Raw genomic sequence first — 11,729 nt, 5'->3', positions numbered from 1 at the left:
TTAGGCAAATCAACTGTGACGAAGGCCGATATCGTCGAGAACGTGTACCAAAAGATTGGATTTTCCAAGAAGGAAGCATCTGAATTGGTCGAAATGGTTTTCGATACCTTGAAGGATGTTTTGCAAAACGGGGAAAAGGTTAAGATTTCCGGTTTTGGTAATTTTCTTGTTCGCGGAAAAAACGAGCGCATTGGTCGCAACCCACAAACGGGTGAGCAGATCAAAATTTCAGCTCGTCGTGTTTTGACCTTCCGTCCCTCACAAGTACTTAAAGCTATGTTGAATGGTGAAGAGTACGCTCACTTGAAGGATGACGATGATGATGACGACGATGACAACTACGACGATCACGAGTAGTGACGCCTCCGAGCTCGCGTTGGAAGATCAACACGTGGGCTTGGCGCAAGAAATCGAAAACGCCGATGTCCCTGTGACATCGAGCGAGCCTATCTCTATTCCGGCGATGCTTTGTGATGACAAGCTCTTGGAAGAGATCAATTCTATTCCGGACAGAATGGGATTTAAAATCGGCGATGTTGCCGATATCTTGGGAATTAAACAATACGTTCTCCGTTACTGGGAAACTGAGTTTGATATCTTAAAGCCTAAAAAAGCGTCTAACAATCAGCGTATGTATACACGTAAAGATGTTGAGAATGCTTTGTTGATCAGAAAGCTTCTTCACCGCGATCGTTTCTCTATCGAGGGAGCAAGAAACGCGATGAAAGAACTCAAAGCGCATGTTCGTAAAGAAAAAGACATGAGTCAGGTTTATCACAAACTTGAGAATGTCACAGAAGGCGTAGAGGAGTTGATCCTTGATATCCGCCGCTTGCGCCAACTATTTAAATAAATATTTTCACGAATTGTGAATAAAGAGGCCGGTCAGGGGATCGGCCTTTTTTTTTGATTTAACGGTGTATAAAATTTTCAAGACATCTGTTGATGAATAATTTCATGCTTTTCTGTGACCACTTGTGAGTCGCGACCCTTGGTTTTATCATTCACCTCAGTTTTAAAAACTGACATGGAGATTTTCATGAAAAAACTAATTTTGTCTCTGACTTTGGTTCTCGCAAGTGTACAGGTTTCAGCCGCTTCTAAATATTGCAATGCCAGCAAAAAAACGACAGCGAAAATTGATCAATTGCGTATCGTAGAGTTGCCCTTCCAAATTGTGCAAAGTGAAGTGGTAAAGGCTTTGCTTGTCGATAAATGTGTAAGCAAGAGATTGTCGACAGAAGAGGTCGCAACGCTTGCAGAAATGCTTTTAAACTACGAATACAGTGAAGATACAGCCGCGCAAATCATCGGCGAGTTCTTAGCTCAATAAGAAAAAGCCAGGCTTCTTCAGCCTGGCTTTTTTTTCGTGTGTGATCTTGGTTAATAATTTTAGTCTTTGATTTTTAGATCTGGATTTGCACAAGTTCCTGGAACTGCACCACCACCGTAGTTAGGCACTTCATCGAACTTTTTCACGAAGTAATTTCTTGCTTCGCTTTTGTGCATCACATAGTCCACACCCTTGTAACAGAACATTGGACATTTTTGCTTACCTTCGTCCTTTGAGCCCACAGGGCAAATTGCCACAGAACTCATTGGCACGTGTCCGCGTCCGCCAGGGATATAAAGCCAATCGCTATCCTCATCTTCATCAATGCTATTCACACCTTCGTCGTCACCTGGATCACGTGGATCTTGTTCTCCTTCGTCATCACCTGGATCGCGTTCATCAGCGTCTGGATCGTCTCCGGGATCGCGACCGTTAACACCTAACGGGTCATCTCCGGGATTGCGTCCGTCACCAGTATTTTTCAGTGAGGCGATTTGTGATTCGGTAAAGCCAACCTTAGAACAGTTTTGGAAGGCGATTATAAGAACGAAACTACTGCAGAGAAGAAATGCTGTCGATAATTTTGCTTTCACTTGATACCACCTTAGTTGCTTAATCTCGATAACTCTAGCTATTGCATTCCAAGTGCCATCGTAAGCTGTCAGTAAAATGCTTATGGGGGTGGGTGAGTGTCAGTATGATATTTTATTTTTCATTAATACAGGTGGAAGTCGGCGAATTGTCTTAAGAAAAATCGCCCTGGCTAAGCACTAGGCAAAATCAAATTCGTAGACAGGGGAATTTCTCACAGTGAGACGCTAGTTCGGTGAAGCCTTGTCTTAATTCTCTTTAAGGAATTAAGCCTTTTTGAAAGACTTTATTCCACGTCTGCATATCGCGAATAAGCACAGTTTTATTTTTATAATGAGGACGTTCTAAAATACGGAGCATTTCAGGGCGCATTTTCGTGTGAATCTGGCGCATTGTTTTATACAGCTTTTGCGTATGTTCCCAACTGCGCTCGTGGCAGCCCGCTGGAAGTTCGGCGCGAACACTCCAAAGATTTTGAATTTGTCTTTTCGTAAGCCACCAATAGTGACGCCAAATCGGAAGATCAATAAAGACAATTTGGTCAGCCATTTTTAAACGCGGTTCTAACAGATCAAGTGGACCAAAGCCATCCACGATCCATTTATCTTGCGCCGTCACCTCGGTTAAAGATTTTCTGGTTTCATCCAGAGGCCGCATCTTCATGCCCGGCAAAAACTGCAAGCGATCAATATGCGTAAGAGGTAATGAGTACCGCGCAGCCAAGCTTTGACTGAGACGAGTTTTACCTCCGGCAATATTTCCAATCACGGCGATTTTTTGAAACATAAAGATATATTAAGGAGAAGAAGAAATTTCGCAAGCTGGTTTATGGAGTCAACCAGCTTGCTATGGGAACGGCTAAGGAATCATAGGCGGCAGAGAAAGTATCTTTCGTGGAAATTGATACGAAGAAATCAAAGATATGATGCGACAAAGTTTGTCCTTCCGCTCCGGGAGCTTTCGTCAATGTATACGCGATACTTACATAGAGAGGAAATTGAATTAAAATTCCGGCGATTGAAGGTACGGCTTTAGAAATAGATTTTAAAAATCTTTTTGGTCTCCAAGTCAGGAGCATTCCCAGCATCAACATCCGGAGTGATATCAATCTGTAAATCATGAGCGGCAAGTGCGCCGCTTTTCTTGATGGATCCATTCGTGGAATTCATTCTAATCACCTCAATTAAAATAGTAGATACCTAACATTGTGATACTTAGGAGGCTAACTGCATAGTTTTTTATGTTTAGAACTACAAAATGAAGCGCGAGATGTGAGGTTCATCATTATTTAAATGTGAGGAGGAGATACCAGAGATCGTGTGAAAAAAGAAAATTCTGCGCTGCTATGCAGTCGATTTTTTGTTTATGGAGATTGAAAAAACAATTCTCTGCTTCAATAATAACCCGATGAACTTCCTATTGAACTTTCTTATTGTGTTCATATCACCTGTTCTTGCTTTCGCCGTCGTCGAAGCAGTTCCTCATTTAACGATTCGTTACAATGCTCGGCCGCCGTTTATATATGAAGAAGCTGGTAAGGTTCAGGGCGAAGTCGCAACGTTTGCTTTAAAGGTTATAGAAGAATCAGGTGTGCCTTATGAAGTCGTGCACACGCCCGTGAATCGTCAGCTTATGTTGATTTTTGCGGGGCAAGGTTTTGATTGTTCGATGGGATGGTTCCGTACACCAGAGCGTGAAAAAAACGCGAAGTTCACCGATGCGACTTACGATGATGGTCCTTGGGTTGCAATTGGGCATAAGGGAACTTTGGATCCACAGCTCAAGACCGCGCGTGAAATTTTGCAAAACAGAAAATGGCGCTTTCTGTATCAAGAACGTTTCTCGAATGGCCCTGTACTTGATCAGATAATAGCAGACCTAAAGCCGCCAAGTGTGTTGATGGAAGGCGATATGGAGAAAATGCTCCTCATGGTCAAATCCGGTCGCGCAGATTATTTCTTTCTTTCTGATATCGAATTTAGACATTTGTTAGAAACAACGAAAAGTCAGCGCAATGAATTCGTTGTGATTAAAGTTTCGGATCTTCCAGAAACTCCAAAGCGTCATATTATGTGCAGTAAAAAAGTTCCTGACTTTGTTATTGAACGTCTGAATAAAGCTATTCAAAAAGTCCGCAGCAAAAGTTAGTATTTATCCCCGCATGAGCAATTAGGAACGCCCGTTTTAGTAGGGCGCTGACAACTATAGACTTTGTCGCCCTGAGAGAGCTTGTAGGAATAAATTTTTCCGTCGATCTCTTGCAGGGTCAGTTGTTGGCCATAAGCATAGTTCACCACGCGAGCACGCGCTCTTCCTGTCACCTGACCATCTGATTCAAGGCTTGCAATTAAAGCTTCGGAAGGCTCGTTCGACTGTTCAGGAGTCAGCTCAATATTTTTCTGACTACCATCGGGTTGGACCACTACATAACGAAGCGCAGGCTGGCCTTCACGGAAATCAATCAACAGACGGCGATGCTCTCCTGAAGGGGTTTTAAGTTCGGTTGAGGCCCACAAGTCATCTTCATCTCGATAACCGCCAAATTTTTCCGCCAAGGCTGAATTTAACGAAAAGAAGTCCATATCCGTGGAATCTTCATCCGGTTTACCGGGTTTGATTTTCAAACAATCGGCAATTTCTTGAAGGCGATTTTCAAAAGGTACGGCAAGGGCGCCGGGGTCGTTTTCCGTGGATGGGGTTTGCGCTAATTCATGACTGGGAAAGGATGAGTTTGGAGCGGCGCCGGTTGTTGCTAAGTTTGAAGTCTGGGCATCCGCGGAGACCTCTTCCTGAGGGATGTTATCTGTTGTGGGATCTTTTTTTGTAAGAACCCACAACAAGCAAAGACCTAAAAGGCTAACCAGGATCAGGAAGGGCCAACGAGATTTCATACAGCGTGAGTCGACTACTCAATCGTTTGAATAGTAGCGATCATGTCTTCATTGCCTTTAAGAGCATTTTGAAGGCAACGTTTTGCATCTTCCAAAGTCGCGTCTTTGCTCAATGCACGGTATGTGATCAACATCTTGCCGTTGCCGAAGTCGCTCTCAACAGAACAAGTTGGAGTTTTGTAGCGAAGACCGCCACCTTTGTTCAAAAGAACCTCACCCGCGTTTTTTGTGATCTGAATTGGGCAAAAGATATATTCACCAGCTTTAGTTTCTGGATTTAAGGAAGCAACACAACGGTCATAAACATTCTCGATGTCGCGTTCAATCATGATCACATTGCCGATTTTTCTATCAGCGGCGTGAGCAGAGAAAGCTCCCATCAAGGCGATAAGTGCAATAACAGTTTTCACAGACACTCCTTTGCATTTGAGTCTTAAGTGTTCCCGACCAAAGCGGGGCTCGGCAAGTGATTTATGTTCGATAGCTCTGCGTCGTACTGTCATTCGCCGTTCTCGCTGCTGCCAATGCTCACAATAACGCGATGTATGTTTGCAATTTAATCGGGTCCTTTTGTCTCACAGAGTTGTTTTTCTTAACATCAATTACAACAAGTTTGATGTCTTTAACAGACTCGTAAGGGGATTGTATGGTGTCGTGGTTGATCGAACAAATGCGTGCTCATCCTGAACTTGCCTTCTTTCTCACTATTGGAATCGGCTATTTCGCCGGTAAGCTTAAAATCGGTTATTTTCAGTTGGGCTCGGTCACGGGTACTTTGATTGCTGGTGTCATCATTGGTCAGCTGGGAATTAAGATTGGTGCTGACACGAAAGCCATTTTCTTTCTGATGTTCTTATTTGCTGTTGGTTACAAAGTAGGACCGCAGTTTATTCAAGGTTTGAAAAAAGACGGTTTGCCTCAGGTGTTCTTCTCTGCCGTTGTTTGTGTCGCGGGTTTGCTCGTCGCTTATCTTGGCGCCCGCATTATGGGATATGATCTTGGGTTTTCTACCGGGTTGCTTGCGGGGGCGCTGACCCAATCGGCGGTGATCGGGGTGGGACAAGATGCCATCAACAGTTTGCCGGGCCTTTCTCAGGAACTCAAAACTCAATACAACAATTCAATCCCTATCGCGTATGCAGTGACTTACATTTTCGGGACCATTGTGTTTGCTTGGGTGTTCGCAAGCTTTGGTCCTAAGATATTAAAAATCGATCTCGCCAAAGAATGTAAGGACTATGAAGAAAAGCTGGGTGCCAAGATGGATGAGCCTGGCATGATGGCAGCTGTGAGTCGTGACGTCGTTCGTACCTATAAAGTCACTGGCGCAACCTATGTGAATCGTAAAGTCTCTGATGTAGAAAAATCATTCGGCACAGATCCTCTCTTTGTGACTCGTATGCGCCACGAAGGCAAGGTGATCGATCCGAATGGCAATGTGGTGATCAATGAAGGAGATATCGTTGCCTTAAGCTCACGTCGTAAAGCGCTTGTTGAACACGAAAAAGAAATCGGTGAAGAGGTCGACGACGAGGAATTAACCAATTTCAAAATGGAAGCTTTGGATGTTGTTGTCACCAATGAGGAAGTGACAGGAAAAACATTGGTTGAGTTGATTGCGGTGAAGGGGCATGAGTTCCGTCGCAATGTGATGGTACGTAAAATTACGCGTATCGAGCATGATGTACCTATTCATGAAAACACCAAACTGCAACAGGGTGACGTCGTCACATTGATTGGCCGGGTTGAAGATGTTGAGCGCGTTGCAAGGGATATCGGTGTTGCCACGCGACCTACGATTATGTCGGACATGGTCTTTATCGGACTGGGTATTCTGATCGGGGGTTTGGTTGGACTTCTTTCCTTTAATGTCGGGAAAATTCCTCTCAGTCTGAGCACCAGTGGTGGCGCTTTGATTGCGGGTTTATTGATGTCGTATTGGAGAGCGACAAAACCAACATTCGGGCAAATTCCTCCAGCGGCTCTCTGGGTTTTTGACTCCGTTGGTTTAGGAGCGTTCGTTGCCATCGTCGGACTGGTTTCAGGCCCAGGTTTTGTAGCAGGTATTAAGGCGGTTGGTATCAGCTTATTATTTGTTGGTATTGCAGTGACCTTCTTTACTTCGATCATTGCGGTTCTTATCGGTCGCTATGTCTTTAAATTTCATCCTGCTATTTTGTTCGGAGCGTGTGCTGGGTCGATGACGACAACAGCGGCATTGGGAGCCATTCAAGAATCGGCGAAAAGCCGCGTTCCTGTTTTAGGTTACACAGTGACTTACGCTGTTGCGAATACGCTGAAAACCATTTGGGGTGCCGTCATTGTCTTTATGCTGGTTTAGCCAGGAGCTTATGCACGTATGGAGATCATCGTAAAACACCTTCAGGCGCATCCGGAGCTGACTTTTTTTCTGACACTGGGACTTGGCTACCTGATTGGTAAAATCAAAATTCTAGGAATGCCCCTGGGCGCTGTCACAGGGGTTTTGATTGCCGGTGTTGGTGTCGGACAATTAAAAATCGCAATTGGTGCTGAATTCAAATCAGCACTTTTATTGCTTTTCCTGTTTTCCATTGGCTACAAAGTAGGGCCGCAATTTTTTAAAGGACTTAAATCCACGGGACTTGTGCAAGCGGCGCTCACAGCTGTTCTCTGTGTCACGGGATTAATCGTCGTCTACATTTTTGCAAAGATGTTTAATTTAGATCCAGGAACGGCTGGTGGATTAATTGGCGGAGCCTTAACCGAATCTGCGACTTTAGGTTCTGCTAGTGAAGCGCTTTCTAAATTAGACATTTCTCCTGAAAAGTTAAAAGAACTTACGGGCAATGCGACTGTGGCTTTTGCGGTGACTTACTTTTTAGGAGTTTTAGCTGTCGTATTTTATCTGTCTCGTTTAGGTCCAAAAATTTTGGGTGTTGATATTGCCGAGGAATGCCGAAAGCTTGAAGAAGAAATGGGGTCCAAAGAAGAGAACCCTGCCGTTTACATGGCTTATCAAGAAATTTCGGTGCGCGCCTATCGTGTTCCGGAAGGTTTGCATAAAACAAAGGTCAGCGATTTGGAAAAACAATTTTTACCCAATCGCGTCTTTGTGGACCGTATTCGACGGGGTAAAGAGCTTTTGTTAGGAAATTCTTTACAGGAAGTTTTAACTGGGGATGTCCTGGCGCTCAGCGGGCGTACATTTGTTTTTTCCGATGCCAAAAGTCCTTTAAAAGGTTTGGAAGTAGAAGATCGAGAGCTGCTGGATTATTCGGGAGAGACTCTTGAAGTTATTGTTACGAATAAGGCTCTCGACCAACAGACCATCGAAGATCTTGCCAAGCGTGTGGACGCCAGAGGTGTTTTTCTTTTAAGCATCAAACGTTTTGGTCAAGATGTTCCAATAATGCCGAAAACAAAAATTGAAGTCGGAGACACCCTAGAGATGACCGGAGCCCGCTGGCACGTAGAGCGAGTCGCAGCGCAAGTTGGATTTGCCATTCGCCCATCAGAGAGCAGTGAAATGGTTTCGGTGATGGCCGCTATTTTGTTTGGTGCCATCATTGGTCTGCCTGCGGTTTTGGTGAGCGGTGTGCAAATCGGACTCAGTCTTGCTGTCGGAGTTTTGGTTGGTGGATTGATTGTCGGTTGGTTGCACTCCACACGTCCCCAGTTGGGACAAATTCCGAAACCTGCTCTCTGGATTTTCGACTCCTTAGGATTATGTGGGTTTTTGGCGATCACGGCTATTGGTGCCGGACCTGATTTCGTTCGAGGTTTGCAGGAGTCGGGGCTGATGCTTGTGGGCTTAGGCATTGTCACAGTGATCATTCCACACACCGTGACTTTGTTATTAGGAAAATACGTTTTCAAAATTCATCCGGGAATTTTATTAGGAATTTGCGCCGGTGCGGGAACTTCAGCTCCTGCACTAGCAGCTATTCAAGAAGTGGCAAAAAGTAAAATTCCCACATTAGGTTATGGTGTGACGTATGCCATTGGCAATGTGCTCTTGGCGCTGTGGGGTTCGGTGATCGTAGTTTTGTTAGCTTAATTTTAAAAGTTCTAAACTAAGGAGAACATATATGTCTACAAAGTACACGAAGTTGAAAGTGTCTCGGGCCGCACAGAAAAAACTCGAGCAACTAAGTCCCTTTGAAATGAAAAACACGCTGATCTCTCTCGCAGCAGAAACGTCACAAAAAAGTGCCACGGCGATGCTGAATGCCGGTCGCGGGAATCCGAACTGGGTGGCGACAACACCACGGCAAGCGTTTTTTACTCTTGGCGACTTTGCTATTCGTGAATCAAAACGAGTGTGGGACGATAAAGACCTTGGGGGTATGCCGCAAAAGCAGGGGATCGCCACACGACTCAGTCAGTACATCGAGAAGCACAGCAAAGATGAAGGTGCTCAGTTTCTTAAAAAAGCCGTCAAGTACTCTGTTGAAAGATTTAAGTTTCAACCTGATGCCTTCGTGCATGAATTGGTCGACAGTATCATTGGCGACAACTATCCAGTGCCAGATCGTATGCTGAAACATAACGAAGCTATTGTTCATGCCTATCTTGAACAAGAAATGTGCGGCAATAAACCGCCTAAAGGACACTTTGACTTGTTTGCCGTTGAAGGCGGTACAGCGGCAATGTGTTACATCTTTGATTCCTTGATGGAAAATCATCTGATGAAGCAAGGTGATACAATCGCTCTTGCAACACCGACCTTCACTCCGTACATCGAAATCCCAGAATTGAAGCGTTTTGATTTTAAAACTGTTCATATCAATGCCGATGAAATGACGAAAGACGGCGTCTATCACACGTGGCAGTACAGCGAGAAAGAAATCGACAAATTGCTCAATCCTAAAGTGAAAGCTTTCTTCCTGGTGAACCCGAGCAATCCACCAAGTGTTTCGATGTCGCCGAAATCAATGAAGCAAATCGTGAATATTGTAAAAACAAAACGTCCTGATTTGATTATTATTACCGATGACGTTTACGGAACTTTTGTTCCCGGCTTCCGTTCTTTGATGGCGGATCTCCCGCAAAATACGATCGGTGTATATTCTTATTCGAAATTCTTTGGTTGCACAGGCTGGCGTTTGGGCGTTGTCGCGGTTCATGAGAAAAATATCTTTGACGACATGATCAAAAAACAGTCAGCAGCAAAAAGAAAAGAACTGGCAGAACGCTATGCTTCTATCACGCTTGAACCGGAAAAATTGAAATTTATTGATCGCATGGTGGCTGACAGTCGCGAGGTCGCTCTTAATCACACGGCGGGCTTGTCATTACCACAGCAAGTGATGATGACACTTTTCTCGTTGCAGTCACTGATGGATAAAAACGATGAATATAAAAAACTCACTCAGGATATCTGTCGTCGTCGTCTCAAGGCATTGTTTGACGGCATGAAAATTCCGTTGCCAGAAAATGCTTTGCGCACAGCCTACTATACAGAACTTGACCTGATGCAATGGGCGGAAGTGAACTATGGTAAGGACTTTGCGGCATTCTTAAAGAAAAACTACGAACCAACAGATATTTTGTTCCGCTTAGCTCAACTTTCTTCGACGGTCTTGATGGCCGGTGGGGGCTTTGCTGGACCTGAATGGTCTGTGCGGGTGTCGCTCGCGAATTTGGACGAAAATGCGTACCCGCAAATCGGTGCGAACTTAAGAGAAGCTGCTCAAGTGTACGTGGATGAATGGGAAGATAAAAGAAACCACAAATCTCACTAATGCAATTAATGAGGAACCCCAAGGAAGGAGTTCTCCATGACGAAGCGTTCTTTATATTTGTTAGTTTTTGTGATGCTCGGGCTTTCTTGCTCTAAAAAGGAAGCCCCTAAGCCCACAGCGATGGTCCCCGAAGTCACAGTTCTTAAGGTGGAGTCAAAAGACATACCAGTTACCAAAGAATTCGTGGGACAGGTAGCAGGTATAAAGGACGTTGAAGTCCGTGCCCGCGTTGGTGGAATTTTATTAAAACGTTATTACACAGAGGGGTCCCGTGTGAAAGAAGGGGACCTTCTCTTTCTCATCGATCCCGAACCTTTTAAAGTTCGCGTGAGCCAAGCCCAAAGTGTCGTGCGCATTGAAGCTGCAAAGTTTGAAAATGCGCGACGTTCGTTGAATCGAATTTTACCACTGTATAAGCAAAATGCTGTCAGTCAAAAAGATCGCGATGATGCCGTGGCTGAATACCAGTCTTCGCAGTCTGCTTTGGAAACTGCGAAGGCTCGCTTAAAAGACGCACAAATTGATTTGGGTTACACGACGGTGCGTGCGCCCATTAGTGGGTTTACCAGTAAAGAAACTGTCTCTGAGGGCAGCTTAATTGTGGCTGACACCGACAGGTCCCTGTTAACCGTAATTTCACAAATCAATCCCGCCTATGTAAACTTCACCTATTCGGAAAGCGATCTCTATGATTTGCGTCGCCGCCGAGATGCGGGAACACTGATTGGTGACGCTACAAATTTACGTGTACGGTTGAAGTTGAACGACGGTTCTTTTTATCCCGTCATCGGTAAATTAAATTTTACCGATATCCTAGTTGATACGAGCACGGGAACAATCCGTGCCCGCGCTCTGTTTGACAATCCTGATAGTCTTTTAAAAGCGGGACAATTCGCTCGTGTTCTGGTTGAAGGTTTTCAACTCAAAAACAGTATCATGATTCCACAGAAAGCCGTGATTCTTGCGCAAAAAGGACCTGTGGCCTTTATCGTCGACAAACAAAGCGTTGCTCAGCAAGTGATGCTGGAGTTAGGTGAAGAAATCGGGAACGACGTTGTCGTTCAAAAAGGTCTTAAATCTGGAGATCTTTTGATCGTCGACGGTGCGATCAAGGTTCACCAAGGTCAAAAAGTAAAAGTGATTACAAAAAGTGGTTCCATCGCGCAAAGCAAACGAATGGAGTAGCAC

The 11,729-nt window shown here is 44.6% G+C and carries 13 protein-coding genes; 8 read left to right on the top strand and 5 right to left on the bottom strand.

The genetic code is table 11. From position 1 onward, the window contains the following. Nucleotides 1-15: 15 nt before the first annotated feature. The 3 genes from ACLWOR_RS13615 to ACLWOR_RS13605 all read left to right on the top strand — a co-directional run bounded on the left by ACLWOR_RS13615 (nt 16) and on the right by ACLWOR_RS13605 (nt 1,333). The gene (locus tag ACLWOR_RS13615) at nt 16-357 is read left to right on the top strand and encodes an integration host factor subunit alpha (RefSeq protein WP_413942173.1); all 342 of its coding nucleotides are present in this window, start codon (nt 16-18) and stop codon (nt 355-357) included. Further along, entirely contained in the window at nt 317-853 is a 537-nt protein-coding gene (locus tag ACLWOR_RS13610; protein WP_413941300.1) for a MerR family transcriptional regulator, read from the top strand. The genes ACLWOR_RS13615 and ACLWOR_RS13610 overlap by 41 nt, the downstream gene beginning before the upstream one ends. A gap of 186 nt (nt 854-1,039) precedes the next feature. Further along, the gene (locus ACLWOR_RS13605) at nt 1,040-1,333 is read left to right on the top strand and encodes a hypothetical protein (RefSeq protein WP_413941299.1); all 294 of its coding nucleotides are present in this window, start codon (nt 1,040-1,042) and stop codon (nt 1,331-1,333) included. 59 nt (nt 1,334-1,392) lie between these two features. On the opposite strand, the gene ACLWOR_RS13600 is transcribed toward ACLWOR_RS13605, so the two are convergent. From ACLWOR_RS13600 to ACLWOR_RS13590, 3 genes are all read right to left on the bottom strand, one after another. Continuing rightward, the gene (locus ACLWOR_RS13600; RefSeq protein WP_413941298.1) at nt 1,393-1,926 is read right to left on the bottom strand and encodes a hypothetical protein; all 534 of its coding nucleotides are present in this window, start codon (nt 1,924-1,926) and stop codon (nt 1,393-1,395) included. 256 nt (nt 1,927-2,182) lie between these two features. After that, nucleotides 2,183-2,710, bottom strand: coding sequence for an adenylate kinase (locus ACLWOR_RS13595; RefSeq protein WP_413941297.1), 528 nt, complete (start codon nt 2,708-2,710; stop codon nt 2,183-2,185). A gap of 40 nt (nt 2,711-2,750) precedes the next feature. After that, nucleotides 2,751-3,080: a TIGR00366 family protein gene (locus tag ACLWOR_RS13590; RefSeq protein ID WP_413941296.1), complete on the bottom strand. Its 330-nt coding sequence runs from the start codon at nt 3,078-3,080 to the stop codon at nt 2,751-2,753. Nucleotides 3,081-3,331: 251 nt separating this feature from the next. Between ACLWOR_RS13590 and ACLWOR_RS13585 the strand changes: the two genes are divergently transcribed. Next, nucleotides 3,332-4,072: a substrate-binding periplasmic protein gene (locus ACLWOR_RS13585; RefSeq protein ID WP_413941295.1), complete on the top strand. Its 741-nt coding sequence runs from the start codon at nt 3,332-3,334 to the stop codon at nt 4,070-4,072. Here the strand turns inward: ACLWOR_RS13585 and ACLWOR_RS13580 are convergent. Continuing rightward, the gene (locus tag ACLWOR_RS13580; protein WP_413941294.1) at nt 4,069-4,815 is read right to left on the bottom strand and encodes a hypothetical protein; all 747 of its coding nucleotides are present in this window, start codon (nt 4,813-4,815) and stop codon (nt 4,069-4,071) included. The two genes, ACLWOR_RS13585 and ACLWOR_RS13580, sit on opposite strands and share 4 nt — an antisense overlap. Nucleotides 4,816-4,829: 14 nt before the next feature. After that, nucleotides 4,830-5,225 (bottom strand): hypothetical protein, encoded by a 396-nt coding sequence (locus ACLWOR_RS13575; protein WP_413941293.1) that lies wholly within the window; start codon nt 5,223-5,225, stop codon nt 4,830-4,832. A gap of 239 nt (nt 5,226-5,464) precedes the next feature. Here ACLWOR_RS13575 and aspT (ACLWOR_RS13570) point away from each other — a divergent pair, with 239 nt between their 5' ends. The 4 genes from aspT (ACLWOR_RS13570) to ACLWOR_RS13555 are packed head-to-tail and all read left to right on the top strand — an operon-like array spanning nt 5,465 to nt 11,726. Next, nucleotides 5,465-7,156 (top strand): aspartate-alanine antiporter, encoded by a 1,692-nt coding sequence (aspT, locus tag ACLWOR_RS13570; RefSeq protein WP_413942172.1) that lies wholly within the window; start codon nt 5,465-5,467, stop codon nt 7,154-7,156. Between the two features lie 18 nt (nt 7,157-7,174). Next, nucleotides 7,175-8,854: an aspartate-alanine antiporter gene (gene aspT / locus ACLWOR_RS13565; protein ID WP_413941292.1), complete on the top strand. Its 1,680-nt coding sequence runs from the start codon at nt 7,175-7,177 to the stop codon at nt 8,852-8,854. 31 nt (nt 8,855-8,885) lie between these two features. Continuing rightward, nucleotides 8,886-10,541 carry a bifunctional aspartate transaminase/aspartate 4-decarboxylase gene (locus ACLWOR_RS13560; protein WP_413941291.1) on the top strand — a complete coding sequence of 552 codons (1,656 nt, stop codon included), beginning with the start codon at nt 8,886-8,888 and terminating at the stop codon, nt 10,539-10,541. A gap of 36 nt (nt 10,542-10,577) precedes the next feature. Beyond that, entirely contained in the window at nt 10,578-11,726 is a 1,149-nt protein-coding gene (locus ACLWOR_RS13555; protein WP_413941290.1) for an efflux RND transporter periplasmic adaptor subunit, read from the top strand. The last annotated feature ends 3 nt before the right edge of the window (nt 11,727-11,729 follow it).

Origin of the sequence: Bdellovibrio sp. HCB2-146, assembly GCF_047345725.1 — a bacterium.
Taxonomy (GTDB): Bacteria; Bdellovibrionota; Bdellovibrionia; order Bdellovibrionales; family Bdellovibrionaceae; genus Bdellovibrio.
This window is presented reverse-complemented; position numbering and strand designations above follow the sequence as displayed.

Coding starts and splice junctions, on each gene's coding strand:
- ACLWOR_RS13610 (WP_413941300.1), top strand. CDS start 317: ATGATGATGACGACGATGACAACTACGACGATCACGAGTAGTGACGCC.
- ACLWOR_RS13605 (WP_413941299.1), top strand. CDS start 1,040: ATGAAAAAACTAATTTTGTCTCTGACTTTGGTTCTCGCAAGTGTACAG.
- ACLWOR_RS13595 (WP_413941297.1), bottom strand. CDS start 2,710: ATGTTTCAAAAAATCGCCGTGATTGGAAATATTGCCGGAGGTAAAACT.
- ACLWOR_RS13590 (WP_413941296.1), bottom strand. CDS start 3,080: ATGGATCCATCAAGAAAAGCGGCGCACTTGCCGCTCATGATTTACAGA.
- ACLWOR_RS13585 (WP_413941295.1), top strand. CDS start 3,332: ATGAACTTCCTATTGAACTTTCTTATTGTGTTCATATCACCTGTTCTT.
- ACLWOR_RS13580 (WP_413941294.1), bottom strand. CDS start 4,815: ATGAAATCTCGTTGGCCCTTCCTGATCCTGGTTAGCCTTTTAGGTCTT.
- aspT (WP_413941292.1), top strand. CDS start 7,175: ATGGAGATCATCGTAAAACACCTTCAGGCGCATCCGGAGCTGACTTTT.
- ACLWOR_RS13560 (WP_413941291.1), top strand. CDS start 8,886: ATGTCTACAAAGTACACGAAGTTGAAAGTGTCTCGGGCCGCACAGAAA.
- ACLWOR_RS13555 (WP_413941290.1), top strand. CDS start 10,578: ATGACGAAGCGTTCTTTATATTTGTTAGTTTTTGTGATGCTCGGGCTT.